21 protein-coding genes are annotated in these 22558 nt (G+C 37.0%); 3 read left to right on the top strand and 18 right to left on the bottom strand.

Going from position 1 to position 22558, the window contains the following annotated elements; genetic code table 11:
* Positions 1 to 279: hypothetical protein (locus MKY26_RS22060; RefSeq protein ID WP_341098656.1), on the top strand; the 279-nt coding region annotated here is incomplete at its 5' end.
* A gap of 38 nt (positions 280 to 317) precedes the next feature.
* Here MKY26_RS22060 and MKY26_RS22055 read toward each other — a convergent pair.
* From MKY26_RS22055 to kdgD, 5 genes are all read right to left on the bottom strand, one after another.
* On the bottom strand, positions 318 to 860 hold the full coding sequence (locus MKY26_RS22055) for a competence protein ComK (protein WP_289432938.1): 543 nt from the start codon (positions 858 to 860) through the stop codon (positions 318 to 320).
* A gap of 1073 nt (positions 861 to 1933) precedes the next feature.
* Complete coding sequence (gene gudD / locus MKY26_RS22050) at positions 1934 to 3292, bottom strand: glucarate dehydratase (protein ID WP_233435307.1); 1359 nt, start codon at positions 3290 to 3292, stop codon at positions 1934 to 1936.
* 18 nt (positions 3293 to 3310) lie between these two features.
* Positions 3311 to 4666: an MFS transporter gene (locus MKY26_RS22045; protein WP_095370416.1), complete on the bottom strand. Its 1356-nt coding sequence runs from the start codon at positions 4664 to 4666 to the stop codon at positions 3311 to 3313.
* A gap of 95 nt (positions 4667 to 4761) precedes the next feature.
* Complete coding sequence (gene gucD, locus MKY26_RS22040; RefSeq protein WP_095370417.1) at positions 4762 to 6222, bottom strand: alpha-ketoglutaric semialdehyde dehydrogenase GucD; 1461 nt, start codon at positions 6220 to 6222, stop codon at positions 4762 to 4764.
* A 4-nt stretch (positions 6223 to 6226) separates the two neighbouring features.
* Positions 6227 to 7159: a 5-dehydro-4-deoxyglucarate dehydratase gene (gene kdgD, locus MKY26_RS22035; protein ID WP_095370418.1), complete on the bottom strand. Its 933-nt coding sequence runs from the start codon at positions 7157 to 7159 to the stop codon at positions 6227 to 6229.
* A gap of 175 nt (positions 7160 to 7334) precedes the next feature.
* Between kdgD and MKY26_RS22030 the strand changes: the two genes are divergently transcribed.
* A complete protein-coding gene (locus tag MKY26_RS22030; RefSeq protein ID WP_095370419.1) occupies positions 7335 to 8021 on the top strand; it encodes a FadR/GntR family transcriptional regulator in 687 nt (228 codons plus the stop codon).
* 56 nt (positions 8022 to 8077) lie between these two features.
* On the opposite strand, the gene garD is transcribed toward MKY26_RS22030, so the two are convergent.
* Positions 8078 to 9613 carry a galactarate dehydratase gene (garD, locus tag MKY26_RS22025; RefSeq protein WP_307319024.1) on the bottom strand — a complete coding sequence of 512 codons (1536 nt, stop codon included), beginning with the start codon at positions 9611 to 9613 and terminating at the stop codon, positions 8078 to 8080.
* 290 nt (positions 9614 to 9903) lie between these two features.
* Here garD and MKY26_RS22020 point away from each other — a divergent pair, with 290 nt between their 5' ends.
* A complete protein-coding gene (locus MKY26_RS22020; RefSeq protein ID WP_095370421.1) occupies positions 9904 to 10854 on the top strand; it encodes a zinc-binding dehydrogenase in 951 nt (316 codons plus the stop codon).
* Positions 10855 to 11150: 296 nt separating this feature from the next.
* Here MKY26_RS22020 and MKY26_RS22015 read toward each other — a convergent pair whose 3' ends face one another.
* From MKY26_RS22015 to MKY26_RS21960, 12 genes are all read right to left on the bottom strand, one after another.
* On the bottom strand, positions 11151 to 12764 hold the full coding sequence (locus tag MKY26_RS22015) for a glycerol-3-phosphate dehydrogenase/oxidase (RefSeq protein WP_341098653.1): 1614 nt from the start codon (positions 12762 to 12764) through the stop codon (positions 11151 to 11153).
* A gap of 100 nt (positions 12765 to 12864) precedes the next feature.
* A complete protein-coding gene (gene glpK / locus MKY26_RS22010) occupies positions 12865 to 14355 on the bottom strand; it encodes a glycerol kinase GlpK (RefSeq protein ID WP_307319031.1) in 1491 nt (496 codons plus the stop codon).
* Positions 14356 to 14374: 19 nt separating this feature from the next.
* Positions 14375 to 15085, bottom strand: coding sequence for an MIP/aquaporin family protein (locus tag MKY26_RS22005; protein ID WP_095370423.1), 711 nt, complete (start codon positions 15083 to 15085; stop codon positions 14375 to 14377).
* 452 nt (positions 15086 to 15537) lie between these two features.
* Positions 15538 to 16080 (bottom strand): glycerol-3-phosphate responsive antiterminator, encoded by a 543-nt coding sequence (locus MKY26_RS22000; RefSeq protein WP_307319033.1) that lies wholly within the window; start codon positions 16078 to 16080, stop codon positions 15538 to 15540.
* A gap of 276 nt (positions 16081 to 16356) precedes the next feature.
* Positions 16357 to 17016 (bottom strand): DUF975 family protein, encoded by a 660-nt coding sequence (locus tag MKY26_RS21995; RefSeq protein WP_341098652.1) that lies wholly within the window; start codon positions 17014 to 17016, stop codon positions 16357 to 16359.
* 402 nt (positions 17017 to 17418) lie between these two features.
* Positions 17419 to 18435, bottom strand: a complete 1017-nt coding sequence (locus MKY26_RS21990; RefSeq protein ID WP_341098651.1) for a serine hydrolase domain-containing protein — start codon at positions 18433 to 18435, stop codon at positions 17419 to 17421.
* A gap of 88 nt (positions 18436 to 18523) precedes the next feature.
* Positions 18524 to 18955 carry a pyridoxamine 5'-phosphate oxidase family protein gene (locus MKY26_RS21985; RefSeq protein ID WP_095370428.1) on the bottom strand — a complete coding sequence of 144 codons (432 nt, stop codon included), beginning with the start codon at positions 18953 to 18955 and terminating at the stop codon, positions 18524 to 18526.
* Between the two features lie 12 nt (positions 18956 to 18967).
* Positions 18968 to 19324 carry a carboxymuconolactone decarboxylase family protein gene (locus MKY26_RS21980; RefSeq protein WP_095370429.1) on the bottom strand — a complete coding sequence of 119 codons (357 nt, stop codon included), beginning with the start codon at positions 19322 to 19324 and terminating at the stop codon, positions 18968 to 18970.
* A 153-nt stretch (positions 19325 to 19477) separates the two neighbouring features.
* The gene (locus MKY26_RS21975) at positions 19478 to 19654 is read right to left on the bottom strand and encodes a hypothetical protein (RefSeq protein WP_157733782.1); all 177 of its coding nucleotides are present in this window, start codon (positions 19652 to 19654) and stop codon (positions 19478 to 19480) included.
* Positions 19655 to 19767: 113 nt separating this feature from the next.
* A complete protein-coding gene (locus tag MKY26_RS21970) occupies positions 19768 to 20232 on the bottom strand; it encodes a YfmQ family protein (RefSeq protein ID WP_095370430.1) in 465 nt (154 codons plus the stop codon).
* A 21-nt stretch (positions 20233 to 20253) separates the two neighbouring features.
* Positions 20254 to 20445, bottom strand: a complete 192-nt coding sequence (locus tag MKY26_RS21965) for a hypothetical protein (RefSeq protein ID WP_095370431.1) — start codon at positions 20443 to 20445, stop codon at positions 20254 to 20256.
* 104 nt (positions 20446 to 20549) lie between these two features.
* Entirely contained in the window at positions 20550 to 21980 is a 1431-nt protein-coding gene (locus MKY26_RS21960) for an aminotransferase-like domain-containing protein (protein WP_095370432.1), read from the bottom strand.
* Positions 21981 to 22558 lie beyond the last annotated feature (578 nt).

The raw sequence follows: 22558 nt of genomic DNA, 5'->3' as shown, positions 1-22558 counted from the left end.
GTTACCCTACTTATCTCACTAATTCTTCTTTTATTAGTAGCGATTTTACTGCTTGCACTACTTATCTCTCTAATTCTTCTTTTATTAGTAGCGATTTCACTGGTTACCCTACTTATCTCACATAATCTCCTTTTATTAGTAGCGATTTCACTGTTTGCACTACTTATCTCACTAATTCTTCTTTTATTAGTAGTGATTCCACTGATTGCCCTACTTATCTCTCTAATTCTTCTTTTATTAGTAGCGATTTTACTGGTTGTCCTGCTTATATGGCAATAACTCCTTGATTCTCGAACTGACCCTTCGTACGTATATTTTCATTCTGATTTATACTCTTCCTTTTCTTCACTAATCATTCCAGGGAGCTCCATTAAAGGAACGAATGATTGCTTATTTATTGAATCTTGAATTTGTCCACGAAGAAGGCGTGCTTGATCCCACCTTTTCTTAGCTTTGTTACAGCTAATAGAAAGATTGAAATAATAACCGCTTGTTAAAATTATCTTTGTCATATTTTTATTGAATGGTTGCATTTCATGAATATGTGCTAGAGAAACAAATGTATTATCAATATCGTATTGAGATGAAAAATAGAACCAATACATATCCTGAGCCCCCCAAATACGAATAGGAGGTGTACTTTTTTTATCTAGCTTGTACTTAGCAGCTTGAAGAGCCCCTTTATAGGTCATTCCATACTCTCTCAAACTGTCTTTTACAATGGCTATTGGTGGTTTTTCCACAATAAAAGTTGTATTCTTTCCTTCGATTACTTGTGTATGAATATAGTTATTATGTACATTTATCGCTTTTAAAGCTTCGGTTTTTCCCTTCAGTAAATAATCAGTACGGTTTAACATTTTTATCCCCTTTCTTATTTACTTATTTTCAATTAAGTAAATTAAGGGTATACTAACATCATGTTGGTATACCAACTGCACAGCGCTCAAGTCCTATGTCTGCCAGGACTGACTTGAGTGCTTTTATTTTAATTAGCTCTCCCTAAGCTTCACCTCCTTGTCTATCGAACCAAAGAATGAGATTACAAACATCTAATCACTTGCTTTCAATACTCTTTTAAATGACTTACAAACTGGATATTGTATACTCGAACTACCCCTTAAATCCCTCCATTTCTTTTTTTATGAGCTTCGTATTTGAAAGAGGAGATTTATAAACAATATTCATAGATTAGACTTTGTTTAATGGCCATTGCTTCTTTGCCAACAGGGGCCAAAATGAAATGAAGAGTCCTTTATCCCCCAATGATTCATGTCGGCAACTAATGGTTGAACCATCTTCTCATCTCGATATTTCTCCGCTAACTCTTTCTCTATACGTAACTGTGTTATTACTTTTTAAAAATGACGCGTTCTATGAAGACCTTTAATCTTAGCCCTTATAACATATGGAACAAATTCTCAACCTGACATTGTCTTCATGTTAAAATAAAAAGTGAGAAATAAAATGGTTCGTTATTCTTTAATACTCGAATAAAGTCCCTCATCTCCCACCGCTCACTTATCTCTATCTTTCTCTTCACACTCTCATCAAAAGAAATAAAGATATTCATCGTTTCTAAAAGACATTTTGTCGTATCTCCACCTATTGACTCAAACCCACGCACAAGCCTTTCACTGTGACTAGTACATCAATACTATAAATATGATTAACTACCAAGACCTTTATCTTAGTAATTATACATATTTTTCTAAATATTTAAAATATATTTCGTCATATTTTTTCATTTTTTTTATTTACTTTAACTCTAGCACTTAAATCCTTCTAGTTATTCACCTTTATCGCCTTCATACTGACAAGACTTATTTGATCGTACACAATTGGTCTTAGATCTTACATAATAGTAAGTTTTAGAAAAGCTAAATAAACACCAGGACACAATCCTGGTGTTATCTGAACCGTTTATTTATCCTTATCTAACCATACAAGGTTTCTTCGGATTAAACTGCCAATTTGGAATTAAGTATTGCATACTTTTGGCATCATCTCTGCTGCCAAGTCCGTATGTTTTATAGAGTTGATGAGCATCTGCTAGTTTCTCTCTATCTATCTCAATGCCTAAGCCTGGTTTTTTTGGTACTTCGATTTTTCCTTCTTTTATTATGAAGGGGTCTTTTGTTAGATGCTGACCTTCCTGCCAAATCCAGTGTGTATCAATAGCTGTTACCTTCCCTGGTGCACTAGCTGCGACATGGGTGAACATCGCCAGCGATATATCAAAGTGATTGTTAGAATGGGAACCCCATGTTAAGCCAAAGTCCTTGCATGTTTGGGCAACTCTCACAGAACCTTGCATCGTCCAAAAATGGGGGTCGGCAAGAGGTATATCAACAGCTTGTAGGCGAATACTATGTGCCATTTGTCTCCAATCTGTGGCAATCATATTAGTTGCGGTTGGTAAGCCTGTTTCTAAACGAAACTCAGCCATAATTTCTCTAGATGAGAAGCCATTTTCAGCCCCACATGGGTCTTCTGCATAGGCGAGTATATGATTTTTCCCTTTACATAATGCGATGGCTTCATTTAAGGACCAAGCCCCATTAGGATCAAGTGTCACTCTAGCATGAGGGAAGCGTTCTTTAATGGCTATAATGGATTCCATTTCTTCTTCTCCATTAAACACGCCGCCTTTTAGTTTAAAGTCTTTAAATCCATATCTTTCGTATGCGGCTTCAGCAAGGGCTACCACCTGCTCTGGTGTTACGGCCTCTTCATGGCGTAACTGAAACCAACGATTATTATCGCTTGTTGGTGATTCATACGGGAGATCTGTTTTATGACGGTCACCAATATAGAATAAATAGCCTAATACTTCAACTTGATCACGCTGCCTACCTTCTCCTAGCAAGTCCGATACAGGTACATTCAGATATTTACCAAGTAAGTCAAGGAACGCCGATTCGATAGCTGTAACTACATGAATGGTTGTACGCAAATCAAAAGTTTGTTGTCCTCTTCCTGCTACATCCTTGTTAGCAAATGCTTCATTGACCTGTTTAAGCACTTGTTGATAAGCACCAATTGAACTCCCAATAATTATCTCTGTTGCAGCTTCTAGCGTTTGACGAATAGATTCTCCTCCAGGAACCTCACCTACTCCCATTCGGCCAGAATGATCATGCAAAATTAAGATGTTCCGAGTGAAAAAAGGGGCATGAGCGCCACTTAAGTTCAAGAGCATGCTGTCTCTGCCTGCAACAGGGATGACCTCCACTTTTGTGATAACAGGTGCTTCTTTGGCTATCATTTTATCTACTATATTTGCTTCCATACCTTTCTTCCTCCCCTATCAAACTTTCTTCAATTCTACTCGCTTAATTTCACCTACAAGGAATAAATAACTTAATATTGCGACTAAAGCGCTCGCACCAACAAACAACAACGCCATATTAAAAGATCCAGTTGTGCCTACAATATAGCCAATAATGATTGGAGTAGTAATACCTGCTACATTACCAAAAGTATTAAACAATCCTCCACTCACCCCTGACATCTCTTTCGGAGAAGTATCCGCAACAACGGCCCATCCCAGAGACCCAAATCCTTTGCCAAAAAAAGCTAGGGACATTACAAAAACAACTACCCATTCTGTGGTCACATAGTTAGCAATAACGAGGCTCATAGAGAGAAGTAAACCAGTAATAATTGGTATTTTCCTTGCTGCCGTTATCGAGACACCCTTCTTCAATAAGAAATCAGAGAACGTTCCTCCCAATATACCACCAATAAATCCACAGATAGCAGGTAATGAAGCAACTAAACCTGCCTCTAATATATTCATACCTCTTTGATCCACTAAATAGACCGGGAACCATGTTAAGAAGAAATAGGTCAAGGTCGTTATGCAATATTGTCCTAGGTAGACGCCGAGAAGCATTTTATTGCTTAATAATTGCTTTATATATTGCCAGTTCGGCCCTTGCTTTTTCTCTACTTGATTGGCCGCAGTATCCATATCAACTAATGCGCCACCTTCTTTTATATAATCCAACTCCGCTTGATTAATTTTAGGGTGATCTTTTGGGTTGTATATCGTTTTTAACCATACAAAGGCTACAATGATTCCGATGGCCCCCATGAAAAAGAAGACATATTCCCAACCAAATGTGAAGGTGATATACCCCATGATAGGTGCGAATAGTACAGTAGCAAAGTATTGACCTGAATTGAAGATTGCTGCGGCAGTCCCTCTTTCCGCACTCGGAAACCATGCAGCTACAATTCGGCTATTTGCAGGGAAAGATGGTGATTCTGCCAACCCTACAAAAAATCTTAAGGCAAATAAAATGATAACAACTGTTGTGACTGATTGAAATGAACCTATTAACCCTTGTACTAAAGTAAACAAAGACCAAAGGAAAATACTCCAAAAATAAACACGCTTAGAGCCAAATTTATCAAGCAACCATCCACCAGGAATCTGCCCTAATACATAGGACCACGCAAATGCTGAAAATAAATACCCCATCATCACTGAATTTATACCTAGATCACTTGATAGCGCTGGACCGGCAATTGATAAAGTAGCACGATCAGCATAATTGATAACTGTGACAATAAAGATCATTAGAACAATTAACCATCTCGTTTTTGTTTTCTTTCCTGTTGCTGGTGTTATTTGTCTTTCCGATTTAAGGACTGCCATGGTAATCACCCTCTTTTATTTTATTGAATGTAAGCGTAAACAATCTACTGTTTTTTTAAATGATGAGTAGGTCGCGCTGCCCACTCATCCTGATGCTAGCCTTTTACAAACACAGTTTTAATAGATGTAAAGAATTCTTTTGCTGCCTCTCCTTGTTCACGTGAATGTGAACTCGATTCCTTCATACCACCGAATGGTGCTTGTAATTCAACACCAGCACTTTCAGCGTTAATCCGGATCAATCCCGCTTCCATCTCTTGAACAAATTTCAGCATTCTTGTAATATTTTGCGTAAAAATCGAAGCACTTAAGCCATAAGCAGAATCATTAGCTACTTCAACTGCGCTCTCTAATGACGAAACTTTTATGAGAGCGATAACCGGTCCGAAAATTTCTTCTCTAGCAATAGCGATTTCTTGATCTGCTACTTCAAAGATCGTTGGTTCGACAAAATAGCCACCACTCTCCTTGTCTTCATATGGCTTACCACCTAGAAGCAGCTTTGCACCATCACTTACCCCTGTTTGAATAGCTTGTAATACATTTTTATATTGCGACTCACTTGCACATGGTCCCATCCAACTACTTGCATGAAGACCTGATCCAATCGTAATCTTTTTCGTTTCAATCACCAATTTTTCTACAAATCTATCATATACCGCTTCTTCTACAATCACTCGGCTCGTTGCTGTACACTTTTGTCCAGTAGAGAGAAAAGCACCTTTAATAACAGCGTCGACTGCTAACTCTAAATCAGCATCCTTGGCAACGATTACTGGGTTTTTACCACCCATTTCAAGTTGATACTTCACGCCTCGTTTCATTGCCTCATGTGCGATTGATTTACCAACTGCATTTGACCCAGTAAAAGTAATTCCTTTTATATCTGGATGTTTAGCAATCCCTCCACCGACTACAGCGCCAGATCCAGTGACCATATTTAGTACACCCTTTGGTAATCCTGCATCAGCAAAGCATTGAGCAATTTTCGCAAAAGTAACTGCGCTTTCACTAGCAGGCTTAATGACTACTGTATTTCCATATATCAGTGCTGGTGCCACTTTCCATATTGGAATAGCAACAGGGAAATTCCAAGGAGTGATAACGCCCACAACTCCAAGTGGTACTCTTGTCGTAAACATCAATGCTTCATTATCGGTAGATGGAATGACATCACCTACTTTTCTCATTCCTTCTCCTGCATAATATTTTAAAATCGCTATGCCACGTTTCGTTTCACCCTTCGTCTCCGCAAGTGTTTTACCCATTTCCTTCGTAGCACATTCAGCAATTTCTTCTAACCGCTCCTCCATTAATCCAGCTACTTTATAAAGTATTTCACCACGCTGGGCACCACTTAAATTTCTCCAAGGTTTCTGAGCATGCTTCGCTGCTTCAACAGCTTTATCTAGATCATCTGTTGTTGACGATTGAATCACACCAACTATTTCACTCGGTGCCGCCGGATTGATACTTTCAATTGTTTCATTTGAATTCGACTCTATCCATTCCCCATTAATATAATTTAAGTAGTTTGCCGTTGTCACTGTACTCATTCCCTTACCCCCTGACAATCTTTTGCTTTTTTGGATACTTCTCTTTTGCTCGTTGCAAAATACTTTCTAATTGTTTGTAATGTTCAAGTTCTACAGGTGTGAAAGGTGCACGAACCTTGTTCTGAACTGGTAACCCTGACAGTTCCATACCTGCTTTAATTAAGGAGACTGCATAGCCTTTTCGCTGCTTACGGATCTCATTTATTGGTAAAATAATATCTTTATATATCTCGTGGACAATTTCATTTTTCCCTTGTAACAAAGCATCATAAAACTGTCTAGAAATATGAGGGATATAATTTGAAATTGCAGAGGAATACGAATCAAACCCTAATGGAATATAAGCTGGCATTGTTACCTCAGCCATAGGCATGCCATTCAACCAGCTTAAACGTTTACCGATACGATTGGTTAAACAAATATTCAGTTCCATATTCCCTACACCATCTTTTAGGCCAACCAGCTGCTCTAAATCTAGTAATTTCTCTAATGTGCTAGGTTGTAGAATCGCGTTATTCCTTTGATAAACAATAGCATTAAGTGATGTTTCTGAGATTACTTGATACAGATAATCATATAATCCCTCTTGTTCACCTTCTGCTAAATAGGGAGGTAATACAAGAAAGCCATCTGCTTTTTTATCCTCTGATAAGCGCGCATATGAAAGGGCATCCTGAATATTTCCACCTACACCTGTATAAACAGGTACCTTACCACCTGCTTCTTGGATGGCAACATCAAGCATGATTTCATATTCCTCTTTACTCAATGATTGGAACTCTCCTGACCCACATGCGATAAAGATTGCCTCTAATCCTTCTTCAATCAAATATCGAATATTAACTTCTAACGCTTTTTCGTCTAACTTTCCATTTTCATCAAATGGAGCTACAGGAAATCCGAGAATACCTGTAGGTGCTTTTCTAGGTGAATGCATATTTCATTCCTCCCCTTTCAATTTGTTATGTATAATTGTAAGACAAATTAAATTAACTGACAATATGTTTTTTGAAAATTTTTATTTATTTTTCTAAAGGGCTTGCTATTCTTTTAATTCTATTTGTATTACAATTAGATTAATTAAACTATTGTAATTTGGATGGTGGACAATTGTGAAGAAAGATGCGCTTGATTTAATTAGTAGCCAAGTCGTACGAAAAACATTGGCTCAGCAAGTAGAGGAACAAATAATTGATTTATTAATTTCAAATAAACTTAAACCCGGTGACAAACTACCTCCGGAAATGGAATTAATGGAACTTCTAGGTGTCAGTCGTCCCGTCATGAGAGAGGCGATGACTTCACTGGAATCTCTTGGTATTGTAAAAAGAAAAACGAGAGATGGTACTTACTTTACTGAGAGTATAAGTAATAAACCATTTTCAACCATGCTTTCCCTTGTTAGTGACAATATTGAAGCAATCGTTGAAGCACGCACCTCTTTAGAACTAGGTCTTGTTACATATGCAGCAGAAAAAATGACAGATGAAACTCTTGAAGCTTTGAATGACACAATTATCAAAATGGAAAATTCAGTCGACAACGAGTATGGTGAACATGATCTTATGTTTCATCGAATTATAGCCCTTAGTGTAAATAATCCTGTCTTACAAGGAATGATTGATTCGCTTTTACTCTCACATGTAAAAATCAACGCACAAATCAAATATCGAGAAAAAGAAAAAACAATCAGACATCATAAAGCCATTTATGAAGCACTCAAGAAAAAAGATCCTCAGGCTGCATTTCAAGCAATGTACAATCATTTGAAGTTTGTTGAAGGAAAAGTATTAGAATAAAAAACGAACCCAAACCGTATGTAAAGAACGGTACTGGGTTCGTTTTTTTTATCTAATTAAGTAATCGGTGCAGGATTAAATAGAGCTAAATCATTATGAAGCCCCCATTGATCTGCCCAAGTCTTTCTTTCTCCACTTGCTACTTCAATAATGTGATGGAATATTTCCCATCCCACATCTTCAATTGTTGATTCACCTGTGGCAATCGTTCCCGCATTTACATCAATTAAATCATTCCACTGTTCTGCTAAAGCATTTCTTGTGGATACTTTTATGACAGGTGCCATTGCTAATCCATACGGTGTGCCCCTACCAGTTGTAAATACCTGTAGATGCATGCCAGAAGCTAACTGTAATGTACCGCATACGAAATCGCTTGCCGGAGTAGCCGCATAAAGGAGACCTTTCTGTGTTGCTTTTTCTCCTGGTGCAAGCACACCAGAAATAGCACTACTACCAGATTTAACAATTGAACCTAATGATTTCTCTACTATATTAGATAGGCCTCCTTTTTTATTGCCAGGAGATGGGTTCGCACTTCGATCTGCTTTACCTTTTTGAAGATACTCATCATACCATTGCATTTCTTTAATTAAAGCGTTTCCAATCTCTTTCGTTTCGCACCGAGGTGTCAAAAGATGGACTGCATCCCTTACTTCAGTTACTTCAGAAAACATGACTGTCGCACCAGCTCTTACTAAAAGGTCAGCAGCATAACCAACAGCAGGATTAGCTGTAACACCTGAAAAAGCATCACTTCCCCCACATTGTAAGCCAACCACTAAATCGCTTACTGAGCAGATTTCTCTTTTGCGAAGGTTTAGTTTCTCTAACTTTTCTTCGGCCATATTCATAATATTTGTTACCATATCTGAAAAACCTGCTTGTTCTTGTAAAGACAATATGTCGCGATCTTTACCATCAGGTGCGAGCATTAATGGTGATAACTTTTCACACCCAAGACCGATGATTAAAGCTTCCCCTCCAAAGTTCGGGTGCTTAGCTAAATTCTGCAAAGTCCTTATCGGGATGATTGCTTCTGGCGCTTGAATGGCTACTCCACATCCGTACTGATGATTAATAGCTACGACATCATCTACATTTGGATAGTTTGGCAGTAATTCATTTTTTATTCTCTTCACAGCAAAATCAAGTACACCTACAACACATTGCACACTTGTTGATATTCCCAAAACATTCTTTATTCCTACACTTCCATCAGGATTGCGAAATCCTCGGAATGTATACCCCTCTAATGGTGGGAGGGCATCAGGCACACGAGTTGCTATACTTAACTTATGTAAATCTGGTGGAATAGGAAGCTCAACCATCGACTCTTCTACCCAACTTCCTTTCTTAATAGGTTTCAACGCTTTCCCTATCACCTCTCCGTAACGGATAATCTCATCCTTTTCAGCTATTTCTTTAAGTGCTACTTTATGTCCTTCTGGTACTCTACTAGTAAGAACCAGCCCGTTAGAAAAGGTTGTACCTTCCTTTAACCCACCAGCATTAACAACAATTGCTACATTGTCTTTTTCATGGACTTTTATAAAAAGGGGCTCTTCTTTTCGTTCTGTGTTCAATCGCATAATTCATCCCTCCTCATTTTGTATTATTGTAAGACAAATAAACTAAATGGTCAATAAATAGTGAGAATATTTTAAATAATATTCTCTCATTTGCATTGGTGACAAACTTTTCTTATAGAAAAGTAAGTATAGAGGAAAGCCAGTAATATATTGCTATTTTTGATTCAGTATACAGAATACACAAATAGCGTTATAATTTATATTGTCGACAATGTACAATTGTAATATCAATTTAATCGGCAAATCCTAGGTAGGAACCATGGTAAAACTTTTAGAAAGAAGGGGTTAATATGAAAGGCTGGGAATTTACAGCAACCAATGTACCATTGAAAGTAGTTGAAAAACCAGATCCAGTAGCAACTGAGGGTCGTGTAATTATCGATGTGAAGGCAGCTGGACTTTGTCATTCTGATGTAGGAGCTTTACATGATCCAAAATGGATGGATATTATCGAGAAAAAACCAATCATTATGGGACATGAAGTAGCAGGTATGATTACTGAAGTTGGCGAAGGTGTAACCGATTTCAAAGTAGGTGACCGCGTTGGTGTTTGTCCTGTTAGCTTAGTTGGTATGGGACCTGGATATGGTTATGATGGAGGCTATTCAAATAAAGTATCTGCTCCCGCGATTGACCTTGTACCCATTCCTGATGGTGTAACTTATGCACAAGCGGCAGCTGGCACCGATGCAGGAATGACCTCTTATCACGCAATGTTCAAACGTGGTGAAGCTAAACCAGGAATGAAAGTAGCAGTAATTGGTATCGGAGGATTAGGTCAAATTGCTGCTCGTGCAGCTGTTGTGGCTGGCATTGAAACGTATGCAGTAGATGTAAGCCCTAAAGCACGTGAATTAGCCAAAGAAATTGGTGTAAAAGATGTATTTGAAGATATTAAAGAATTAGCCGATATTGCACCAGATTTAGTAGTCGATTATGCTGGCTTCGGTACCACAACAGCTGGCGCAATTGATATAGTTGCACCAGGTGGTAAAGTTGTATTAGTAGGTATGGGGAAACTAGAATCTACAATTAATACTGATCCACTTATCTTAAAAGCTGCAAGCCTACTCGGAAGTGTTGGTGGAGATAAATACGATATTGCAGAAGTATATAAATTAATGGCTTCAGGCGATATCGATCCAGCCATTACTGAAATCACCTTTGATGAAATTGGGGAAGGTTTAGCTCGTTTAGAACGTCATGAAGTGACAGGACGTTTAGTAGCGATTATGGATTAATAAGACATTTAAGATACAAAATGGGTTTGGATTATCTTCCAAGCCCATTTTATCTTTTATAGTACATCATTCGCCAACGAATTTAGTAGGGTGTAAGAGGTGGACATGCAAATAATCCTTTGTGTCCTAAGTATGTTCAATCACACGTTTAAATCCTGATCATGTTTACTTTGACATGTCGTAATCAATACACAACCACTAAAAAGTGAGCAAACTTGATAATTGCAACCTTAAACTTCTAACTTTATTCCAATTCAAAAAAAAACGCACGGCTCAGGCCGTACGATTTTCTATGATTATGCCTTATTTATTTCCTCTTTCAACTCTTCTCTCATTTTCTCTGTTCTTTGTGCATTCCAAGCAAAATAATCACTCATAAATGTCACAACTGCTTCACTATAGTTCATTGCCCATTGTTTATTAAACAATATGGCACTTGTGCGTCGCATAAAATAATCGGTTGGGGTTTCGGTCATTTCTTCTTCTAAGCTATAGATTAATGTAGCATAGGCTTCAAGGGATAGATTGACTTTATCATGCTCACCCTTAGCTTTTTTAGCAATTTCAAATACGTTTTTGATATTAGAGCCATAGCGTTCGACTATGCGCTTTGCTTCTTGTTCTGTAAATCCGATTGCTGTACCATTCTTTATTTGCTCTTCCACAAAAGACTGGTAGCCATTAGAACCACCTACATCACCGCCTGATAAAATGATGTGATCTGTTTGACATGATTGGGTGTTTCCTAATCTCTCTGCGACAACATCGACTGTTTTTTCGGCCATTTTGCGGTAGCCTGTTAGTTTGCCACCTGCTATGGTGATGAGCCCAGTATCAGAATAGAATATTTCATCTTTACGTGAGATTTCGGATTCTTTTTTTCCTTCTTCGTAGATGAGTGGACGAACACCCGCCCAATGTGATTCAATCTGGTCTTTAGACAATGATAATGTTGGAAAAACCAGTTCTACTGTTTTTAGTAGATAATCACGGTCCTCTTCTGTCATTTCTGGATTTACGAGGTCTCCCTCATATTTAGTATCTGTTGTGCCTAGATATGTTTTTCCGTTACGTGGAATGGCGAATACCATTCTTTTATCTGGTGTGTCAAAGTAAACAGCGTTTTGTAACGGAAAGTCTTTTTGGTCAAATACTAAGTGGACACCCTTTGTATGAAATAATTTCTTACCGCTTAGAGAGCCATCTTTTTTTCTTAGTCCATCTACCCAGATGCCTGTAGCATTAACAACTTCCTTCGCATAAATAGGGAAAGCTTCGCCTGAAAATACATCAACTGCATTTACACCAATGACTTTGCCATTTTCATATATAAAGTCGTCTGCTTTGACATAGTTTGCTAAGGTTGCACCGAGTTCATCTGCTTTTTTAGCGACTTCAAGTGTGAGACGGGCATCATCTGTTTTATATTCTACATAGTAACCTGCACCTTTCAGGGTGTCTTTTACAAGTAATGGCTCTTTTTTAATTGCCTCTTCTTTAGATAGCATCTTCCGTCTTTCACTCTTCTTAACACCTGCAAGAAAGTCGTAAACCCTTAATCCAATACCAGTAGTAAACGGTCCAAATGTACCTCCTTTAATTAACGGAAGCAGCATCCATTCAGGATTGGTAACATGGGGTGCATTCTCATAAACGATGGCTCTTTCTTTCCCGACCTCTGCCACCACGCCTATTTGCATTTGTTTTAAATAACGTAGCCCGCCATGAACAAGCTTAGTTGAGCGGCTACTTGTGCCAGCAGCAAAATCCTGCATATCAATTAGCCCTGTATCTAAGCCACGTGACTGGGCATCAAGAGCAATTCCAGCTCCGGTAATCCCACCTCCGAGTACAAGTAAATCAAATTTTTTGTTTTTCAATTCGTTTAAGTTTGCCTTTCTATTCATCATAATCCATCCTTCCTTGGATAAAAGAAAAGACCGCAAATAGCCCTTATGTACAGGGTTGATTTGCGGTCTCTCATTCTCCAACATTTTATATTAACTTGTTTTATTGAAATGCGATTGTTGCTTTAATTGCTTTCTTCCAGCCGTTATATAATTCGTCACGCTTGCTTGATTCCATTTGATTTTCAAATGAATCTCCAATTTTCCAGTTATTAATGATTTCTTCTTTTGTCCAGAAGTCAACAGCTAAGCCGGCTAAATACGCAGCTCCTAAAGCCGTTGTTTCATTAATTTCTGAGCGTTCAACAATAGTGTCTAGTATATCACTTTGGAATTGCATTAAGAAATTGTTTTTCACAGCGCCACCATCGACACGTAACTTCTTCAGCTCAATACCTGAATCACTTTCCATTGCTGTTAACACATCTTTTGTTTGATATGCGAGGCTCTCTAATGTGGCACGAATAAAATGTTCCTTCGTCGTTCCACGCGTCATTCCAAAAGCAGCTCCTCGAATATCACTTTCCCAATAGGGTGTCCCAAGTCCAACAAATGCAGGTACAAGATAAACACCATCAGTTGATTCTACACGCGTTGCGTAGTCTTCACTTTCTGGGGCAGTCTTAATCATTCTCATGCCATCTCTCAACCATTGAATAGCCGAGCCAGCAACAAAAATACTACCCTCTAATGCATATTCTACCTTACCATCCAGTCCCCATGCAATAGTTGTGAGTAAACCATTTTCTGATTGCACTGGATTTTCCCCTGTATTCATAAGCATAAAGCACCCTGTGCCGTACGTGTTTTTTGCCATGCCTTTCTCAAAACAAGCCTGACCGAATAAAGCAGCTTGTTGGTCACCAGCAATACCGGAAATGGGAATCGTGATATCGCCAAAAATCTCTTTCGCTGTTTCCACATACACTTCAGAACTGGATTTCACCTCAGGCAGCATAGATTTAGGAACTGTAAGAATATCTAATAATTCGTCATCCCAGCTCAAATCGTAAATATTATACATTAATGTTCTTGATGCATTCGTGTAATCTGTTACATGTGCTTGACCGTTAGATAACTTCCAAATAATCCATGTATCAATCGTTCCGAAAAGCAAGTCGCCATTTTCTGCCTTTTCACGTGCTCCTTCAACATTGTCTAATATCCACTTTACTTTTGTACCTGAAAAGTATGCATCAATTAATAAGCCCGTTTTCGAACGAAAAGTATCATTTAAGCCTTTTGCTTTTAATTCATTGCAGATTTCACTCGTTTGTCTGGATTGCCATACGATAGCGTGATAGATTGGTAAACCGGTATTTTTATCCCATACAACCGTTGTTTCCCTTTGATTAGTGATCCCAATAGAAGCAATTTCACTGCCTTGTATATTATTTTCACTTATGACACCCGCCATAACAGAAAGAATAGAAGCGTAAATTTCCATCGCATCATGCTCAACCCAGCCTGGCTTTGGAAAATGCTGTTTAAACTCCCGTTGATATTCACCTACAATATGACCTTCTTTATTAAAAAGTATCGCTCTTGAACTTGTTGTTCCTTGATCTAGTGATAAGATATATTTTTTTGTCATGTCGGCATCCCCCTATTTATTAGAATAAAGATTGAAATACAAATGTTGCAAGAACAGCCCCAACTAATGGACCTACAACTGGAATCCAAGCATAGCCCCAGTCCGAAGACCCTTTGCCTGGGATGGGTAGTAATGCATGGGCAAGACGCGGTCCTAAATCACGAGCTGGATTTATCGCATAACCTGTTGTTCCCCCAAGACTCATACCAATTGCGGCAATAAAGAACCCAACGATAAGAGGATTTAATCCCTCAGCAAATGAATTTAGCCCAATCGCATTCAAACCAAAGACTAAAATAAATGTTCCGAGTACTTCACTTATGAAGTTAAATGGCGTATTTTTAATTGCTGGGCTTGTTGAGAAAACGCCCAGTTTCGTGCCTTGATCACTAGTAGCTTTCCAGTGTGGATAGAAGTATAAGATAACAAACGCTGCACCAATAAATGCACCAATCATTTGTCCTGATACATAATATGCAACAGCTCCCCACTCAATACTACCAGCTAAAGCTGCCGCCAATGTTACCGCTGGATTGAGATGGCCACCCGCACCAAAGAAATCTGAAACGTAGACACCAAACGCGACAGCAAACCCCCATGCAAACGAAGTGACAATCCAGCCACCACCATTAGCAAATGTCTTGTTTAAATTCAAATTGGCCCCAGCACCAACACCGAATACGACTAATATGAAAGTGCCAATTAGCTCTCCTATAAAAATATCAGACATTCAGTAATCCTCCTAATCATTTAATAGACTATAAAACTACTTTTTACATTACCCTTTCAAGAGAAAACAAAAAGAGGCATGCGAAAGAAAATAACGATCAAACGTTATTTCGCATGCCTCTCTAAATCTCCGACAAAATAAATTAACTTGTACGAACCATATTATAATAAAATGAAAACGATTGCAAATAAATAATTAAATTTTTTAGAAGAGTAAGATAAGAGACATGTAAAGAAAAATCACCAGACCGATCGGTTTTTAACAACAAGTAAGATACTTATCCCCATGTTCACAGCAATCCGAGTCGATAAGTAAACAAATCTGACTGAAGATGAGCGCCCTTCCAAGTCATTATATTTCTTCAGCGAATAGAAAATGCAATCTTTTTGCAGTAATAAAAAAAGCCATCCTTTTCTACAAACCTGCTGTAAGTAGAAAAAGATCGCAGTTAATTATAGCTCCCATAGATCCCTGTTAGATGTTGAAACAGAGATAGCACCGGATTCGAGGGCTGATTCAATCTCTGATTTCTCCCTCACCAAGCCACCAGCAATTATTTTTATATCCGTTTTCTCATGAACTTCGCGAATGATTTCTGGAATAATGCCAGGTAACACTTCAATATAATCTGGCTTTGTATTCTTCAACAACTCTAGTCCATTCTCTAACGCCAGGGTATCAATGGAGAAAAGCCTTTGAATGGCTAGTACCCCTTTTTTCTTGGCTGTAATAATCGCTTGTCTCTTGGTCGAAATAATCCCAGCCGGTTTAATTTCTTGGCAAACGAATAAAGTGCCACTTTCATCATTCTTTAAACCATCAATCATATCCATATGAATGAGGATTTTTTTATTATGCTTCTTAGCTGTTGCTACAACACTTTTTATTTGTGTAATGTGAGAATCCAGTAAAATCATATACTCATATTGCGAAGAGATGACTTTCTCGAAATCCTTCATATTACGAATAGCTGGTAGGATTGATTGTTTGATCACTAAGATCAACTCCTTCTTCATTGCTCATATCTATCCATTAATAATAGAAACAGGTAAAGAAAAAAGCAATTACACTAAATACCTGTCTTAATTGTTTATCTTTGGCTTCATTCATTATAAAGCATCTTCTACACAAAAAAAAGAAAGCTAGATACTCACTGAATCCAGATTAAAAGTGTTCCCTATTGATTTAAAAAGAAAACCTTAGGTATATACAAGACATTATATAAAGATAAAAAGACCAACATCTTTATCAGATGAAGGTCTTCTAAACAATTATATAATCGCTTCCTTCACAGCAACAGCACCTTCTCGGTCTCTTAAATCTTCATAAAAGTGTGCATGCGCTGTTAAAAAGTATGGGCCAAGCCAAAGAAACCCAATTCCAAGCGTTAAGATACATAGAAAAGCCCAACCGATGAAGCTTAAGTTCAAACAAAAATATCTCCACTTATGACCCTTCATCATTTTTCGACTTTCAGTTATCGCTTTGTTCACAGATAATTCTGGGCGGTCGCGTAGAATATACATCGCTTGAGAATACGAAAGCGACTTAATGATGCCTGGGATAATCAATAATAAGAACCATAAGAAAATATAAATGCTTTGTAAAATCGTTAATCCCAAAGCTCTTAAGAAACTCAAATACATAAAGCCTGTAAATAATTCCTCCACTGGAAGCTTAGACTCTCTAATTAATGTAATGTACGACAATGAAAGACTTACACCAAATGGAATTAAGATTATACTAATTGCAATACTAATTAAATTATACCCTGCAGCATACTCCCATTCAGGATAAGGAATTAATAGTATTTCAATAATAAATTCGGGGATGAACGTAATTAGAAAATATAAGAATGAGAGCAATACACCCTTTCCCCAATTGTCTCGCAATGATGCGAGAGCAAGTTGTTTAATTTGTTTACTTTTCATCTCGTTTCTCTCCTTTCACAACCAACATATTGTAAAACAAGAAAAAAATGCCATCAATTGTATATTTTTCTTTTTTTATATTTTTTTACCTTAAGCTATTAGCTTTAAAAAACGCACAAACATCTTTGATAATATCAAAAAATTTACCAATATATAATAATTACTACTAAAAGTTCTAGCATCCGATAATGCGCATACTCCCCCCTCTAATAAGTTGTGATTATTCTTGTCAACTTGGGCTATTTTTTAATTAAAGAAAGTAGCATCACGAGATGATCACCACTAAAAATTCCAAGAAGGTTACTCTATCCCTGAGCTCTTTTGTTCTTTTCCGAAATTAATTACTTATGATTAATACTTAGAAAATTTATTGGAGGTAAATTACGTTTTTTATTTATTCTCTTACTCTTTCCCTATAAATGCCCGATAAATTTCACCGATGAGCCCATCCATTTGATGAATACCAAGCTCAGTATTCGTCAAAATTATTATCCCTTCCTTCTTTTGCGGGTATAGAGCAAGCAAACTTTGAAAGCCTACTCCCCAACCAAGGGAACTCAATTCAAATCCATTGGATGTATTTCCTAAAAAGCAGCCAAGCCCTGACCATTCACACTCACCCTGTGATGTAAACATTTCATTTATAGTTAGGGGTAAGAGGCCGAGCTTACTATCACCAACGATTGCATTCATGAGTTCAATCATCAGCATACTAATGTCTTGAGATGTTGACCATAACCCTGAAGCAGCTGGATAAGGATAATGTGGGTATTTCTCTTTCACTGTTGCTCCGTTCCTATCATGTCCTTGAGAAATATTTTTCGCATAAGTAATCTCATAGGTACTACACGTCATACCTAGTGGCTGGAATATCTTCTCTTCCATTAATAGTGTGAAAGATTTACCTGTCACTCCCTCTATTAACTTCTCTATCAAGCAAAAATTAGCATCTGCATAATGAAATCTCCCCACCTGATTCTCTTGTCTGATAATAGGCTCTCGACAATATTCAGTTTTCCCAAGAAAAAGTTGTTCTACTGTAGGGTAACCCCAACGTTTTTGATAGGGTAAAAAACTATTTGGAGGATCAATGATACCTGATTGGTGACTTAATAATTGTCTAAGGGTGAGTGTGGTTGAGGGTGTATTAGAGGGTATTGTCCATGTTGTGACCACTTCATTTATTGGTGTATCTAGTTGGAGGAGCTGTTCATCTATTAGTTTGCAAGCTAAGACCGTAGTAAGCAATTTACTTATAGAGCACACATTAAACATCGTATTTCCCATAACAGGAAATTGGTCGTGTTTATTACGCACTCCATATTCACTTTGAAAGATTTTCTTATTTTTAATCATTGTTATTGTTAATCCTTGTATGTGTAACGCCTTCATTCTTTCTGCTATATTTAATGCAGTCACTATATATCACTCCTTTTTTAAAAGGTAACACAAACATACGTTCTATTCAATGAAAAAAAATCCCGCTAAATAAAACGGGATCTCTTTTCTATAGAGTTACTTCTTCTGTTTGCTGATGGTCATTATTTAAAAAGCGAATGGTTTGAGGGGTAATGGCTAATATGACATAGTTTGGATCCTCAGGCCCTTCAAACCAACGGGAGAAAGAATCCTGCCAAATTTTCTTTTTTATCTCTTCATCTTCACTAATTCGACATTGTCCCTTGACTTCAATGTATTCATCATTCAGACCTTTACCAGTATAACCTAAAAGAATAGAAGTATGTCCATTCTCCTCAATCTCTTCAACCTTTTCTGTATTTTTCTTTGTCGCACTATAAAGAGTGAATCCCTCGCTATCTTCACAATAAAAAGCCATATAACGAATATGTGGCGCATTTGATTCTACCGTTGCCAATACACCGATAGGATGATTCTTGATGATTTCTTTTGCTTTTTTCATTACTTTTTCATTTGACATCAACTTCAACTCCTAGTTTAACGGTTTGAATTCATTGATACAACTTTGCACTAAAGTTACCCCTTGACTAATTGACGCTCCGCCACCAAAGGCTGACGAAACAGCAATGGTTTCCATAATTTCTTGTTCTGTGCACCCTTGATCGATACAGCCTTTTGTATGAAAGATGATGCAATATTCATCTTGTGCTTGCACACTAATTCCTAGTGCAATTAACTGCTTTTGCTTGGCACTAACTGCACCTTCTTTGAAACATTCCTCTGTAAACTCGTTAAATTTCTCTGCATATGTTGGTAAAGTGTGCGATAAATGAGCCAAACCCTCTTTAAATTGAAGAATGGATTCTGCCATATTTGATTGTTGTTCCATCTCTTTTCCCTCCATATTTTCAATATTTACAGATGTAGTATGTGCTGTTTCACATTTCTTAAGCACTAACTCGATCTAATGAAATCAAGAAGAACCTCAGTATTCAAAAAAGGCTCCTCAAAAAATTTGAGAAACCTTGTGTTCATATCTATTTTATTTACTACTATAATCATGTTCGTTCTTCGATGATGAACTCGATTTATTTTTTTGTTTTTTGCCTACTTTTTCCTCTTTTACTTCTAGTTCAATATCTTTAAGTGGTAATGGATCAACATGAGGATCTTGTTCTATTTTTTTCTTTTGCTCTTTTTTAACAGATTCTCTACTCATCTTTATAGCCACCTTCCTTATTACTTTTGTATTTACCCTTTGAGGGAAAAATAAAACAAGGATAGCTTCAATAAATAGGTAGCCCTCATTTTTAGAATAATTTTTTTAGGGGATCACATGTGATCTATTTTACTATTTGAGTATATGCTATTTTCTTCACACTCAATATATTGTTCCTTAGCAGACATTTGATAGGCAATTAGTTTCCTCTTCGTTTGTTTTACAACAGTTAGATATTTTTCTTCAATATAAAGGTATAATTGTATCTTTTTCTTTCCTTTACTATAACAAATATGATAGGGAACTGTTTTTTGATTATGCGGCATAAATAAGTCTTCATTACCAGGATAAATATGAATTCTTTTCAAAAAACTAGCTTCATTATACATGGTAACTACTTTCTCCTTAACCTGTCCCTCTATCAGTTGGCTATCATATACTAATGTAATCTCTTTTTCATTTATTTCTTGATGGATGGCAAATTTTTTTAATAACCATGCGACAGCCGCACTTGGTGGGCTAGTAATCATCTTGATTAAAATACCTAGTATTAATACAAAACCCATTGTCCATGTCATGCCTTGATCCTCCTAAAACTTTTAGTCATAAGCAATATATATAGCTAAAGCAATGATGGACAAAGCAATCACCACTATATAAATCATTGTTAAGTTTAGATTATTTTTTCTTGAAGATGATTGATAATTATCATCACTCCTATTCGTAATCAATAGGGTAGCAATAATCGCAATCATTAGGATGCATATAATTACGCCGTATAATATGATCATCTTTTATGCTCCTCTTTTATGTATTTCGCTTTCTCCTTTATCTTAATTGAAACGAGCATATTTATGACCAGCCAATTCATCTATTTTTTTACCATCCACTTCATTTAAGTAAGTGCCAATGCAGCACTAAAGCGTTGGATACCCGTTCTTATTTGTTCTTCATTTGCTCGTCCAAAGGTAAACCGCACAAATAACTTCTTTGATCCCATCATCATTCCAGGAAAATAAATAACCCCTTGTTTAATAGCATTCTCTAACAACTTCATTTCATCAACGTCTCTGTTTATTTCACACCAAATATGAATACCACCTTGAGGAATGGTAAACACCACCTGATCCCCTAAATATTTCTTTAAACTAGCAACTACTTCGTTTCTTCTTTGAACTAGTTCTGTTTTGATCCTATCTAAATGTACAGGAAAATGCTTTGACTCCAAAAAATCATTAGCAATCCATTGTGTATAGCTTGCATGACCAAAATCAATCTGCTGCTTTGCATCCGATAATCTTTCTATTACCGAGTTCGGCCCGATAATCCAGCCAATCCTTAAACCAGAAGCAACTAATTTTGATAACGAACTGATATACAATACATTTCCGTTTTGATCCATCGATTTCAATGTAGAGACAGGATTGTTATTAAAAGCAATTAAGCTGTATGGATCATCCTCAATCACTGGGATCCCGTATTCAGAAGATATATCCAAAATCTCTTGCAATTGCGCTTTCCTAAACAGCCTCCCTGTTGGATTTTGAAATGCTGGATTTAAAAAAATCATACTAATCCGGTGTTTTTTATGTAATGAAAGAAGCTCGGCAGAAAGAGCCCTATTGCTTAGTGCTGATAGGGTAAAGACTTGAATGCCTGCTGATTTGAAAATGGGTAAGTTGTAATGATAAGAAGGATCTTCAATTACAACAGCATCACCAGGTTTTAATAAGCATTGCACAACAAGATGCAGGGCTTGTTGTGCTCCAGAAGTAACAAGGATAGAAGCTGGTGTTGTTTGAATATTTCTGTATTTCTCCACATGTTTCATAATGGTATATCTTAATGCTTCACTACCTTGAGGATGGTCGTAACCTAGTCTCCCAATAAACGCTTGCATTTGCGTAATTTCTCTTAAAATATCGGTTGGATATAAATCTTCTGACAACTCACCACTCGCCATATTGATAAGTTTTCTTTTTTCCATTTCCTTACGAATTTTTTGCGTAATCGGCAAATTAGGTAAGAACGAACCTGCTTCAATATATCTGTTCCAACTTGGCATACGCTTTTTTGTCATGCCCCAAATATCTTTACTTATGACTGTACCACTTCCGATTCTCCGTTCAATTAATCCTTTTGATTCAAGTTCATCATAAGCAGCAACAATCGTACTTCTATTAACTTGAAAAGTTTTAGCTAACTGTCTTTCCGATGGTAGATTTTTATCAGCTGGAAAAGTACCGTCAGAGATTCCGTTCTCTATTTCATCGGCAATTTGTTTATAAATCGGCTTCTTTAATTTACGGTTGATTTTTTCATCCATGATATACATCCCTTTTTAGTTAATACATATAGTGTAACCAACTTATTTAATAATGGAATAGTACTTTGTTTTCTGAGTGAAATGAATAACATAGAAATTCACTACTCTATTTAGCATTGAAAAAAGGGAGAAGTTAAAAGACAATTAGTATTCGCTAATGCTTCCTATCCGTTTCTCTTTTCACTTGTTTAATTCCTTCCGTCCCAACAACACAACCAATAAGTGCAAGTATCATACTAGTCGAAATGGCTTTAATAGCATAATAAAACGCTGTGCCAGTCACACAGTCTAAAATAATGAAACGTTTAATCGTTGATGCTTTTATCGAATAAAATACGACTTGGTTTTCTTGTACTCTTTTCAGCGCGGCTCACGCACCTTTCACCTAGACATACTAAAAGTTACGTAAAGAGATTTTGTCCTATGCCTACTATAAGAAATACAATGAATTTACATACCAAGAGTTGCATTCATAAGAATTAATCTTTTTTAAATACGCAGGAACCTCATAAAGAATCCACTGGGAGCTTTTTTTCATCAAATCTTTTTTTCCCTCTACAAAACTTAAATTTAGATGT

The sequence above is a fragment of the Cytobacillus sp. FSL R7-0680 genome, from assembly GCF_038009245.1.
Classification (GTDB): domain Bacteria; phylum Bacillota; class Bacilli; order Bacillales; family Cytobacillaceae; genus Cytobacillus; species Cytobacillus kochii.
Note: the sequence above shows the minus strand (reverse complement) of the source record. Positions and strands in the feature narration are given on the sequence as shown.

What these genes read in the sequence shown, in the direction of transcription:
- MKY26_RS22055 (WP_289432938.1), bottom strand. Translation starts at nt 860, where the DNA reads ATGTTAAACCGTACTGATTATTTACTGAAGGGAAAAACCGAAGCTTTA.
- gudD (WP_233435307.1), bottom strand. Translation starts at nt 3,292, where the DNA reads ATGGAAGCAAATATAGTAGATAAAATGATAGCCAAAGAAGCACCTGTT.
- MKY26_RS22045 (WP_095370416.1), bottom strand. Translation starts at nt 4,666, where the DNA reads ATGGCAGTCCTTAAATCGGAAAGACAAATAACACCAGCAACAGGAAAG.
- gucD (WP_095370417.1), bottom strand. Translation starts at nt 6,222, where the DNA reads ATGAGTACAGTGACAACGGCAAACTACTTAAATTATATTAATGGGGAA.
- kdgD (WP_095370418.1), bottom strand. Translation starts at nt 7,159, where the DNA reads ATGCATTCACCTAGAAAAGCACCTACAGGTATTCTCGGATTTCCTGTA.
- garD (WP_307319024.1), bottom strand. Translation starts at nt 9,613, where the DNA reads ATGCGATTGAACACAGAACGAAAAGAAGAGCCCCTTTTTATAAAAGTC.
- MKY26_RS22020 (WP_095370421.1), top strand. Translation starts at nt 9,904, where the DNA reads ATGAAAGGCTGGGAATTTACAGCAACCAATGTACCATTGAAAGTAGTT.
- MKY26_RS22015 (WP_341098653.1), bottom strand. Translation starts at nt 12,764, where the DNA reads ATGATGAATAGAAAGGCAAACTTAAACGAATTGAAAAACAAAAAATTT.
- glpK (WP_307319031.1), bottom strand. Translation starts at nt 14,355, where the DNA reads ATGACAAAAAAATATATCTTATCACTAGATCAAGGAACAACAAGTTCA.
- MKY26_RS22005 (WP_095370423.1), bottom strand. Translation starts at nt 15,085, where the DNA reads ATGTCTGATATTTTTATAGGAGAGCTAATTGGCACTTTCATATTAGTC.
- MKY26_RS21995 (WP_341098652.1), bottom strand. Translation starts at nt 17,016, where the DNA reads ATGAAAAGTAAACAAATTAAACAACTTGCTCTCGCATCATTGCGAGAC.
- MKY26_RS21985 (WP_095370428.1), bottom strand. Translation starts at nt 18,955, where the DNA reads ATGTCAAATGAAAAAGTAATGAAAAAAGCAAAAGAAATCATCAAGAAT.
- MKY26_RS21980 (WP_095370429.1), bottom strand. Translation starts at nt 19,324, where the DNA reads ATGGAACAACAATCAAATATGGCAGAATCCATTCTTCAATTTAAAGAG.
- MKY26_RS21975 (WP_157733782.1), bottom strand. Translation starts at nt 19,654, where the DNA reads ATGAGTAGAGAATCTGTTAAAAAAGAGCAAAAGAAAAAAATAGAACAA.
- MKY26_RS21970 (WP_095370430.1), bottom strand. Translation starts at nt 20,232, where the DNA reads ATGACATGGACAATGGGTTTTGTATTAATACTAGGTATTTTAATCAAG.
- MKY26_RS21965 (WP_095370431.1), bottom strand. Translation starts at nt 20,445, where the DNA reads ATGATCATATTATACGGCGTAATTATATGCATCCTAATGATTGCGATT.
- MKY26_RS21960 (WP_095370432.1), bottom strand. Translation starts at nt 21,980, where the DNA reads ATGGATGAAAAAATCAACCGTAAATTAAAGAAGCCGATTTATAAACAA.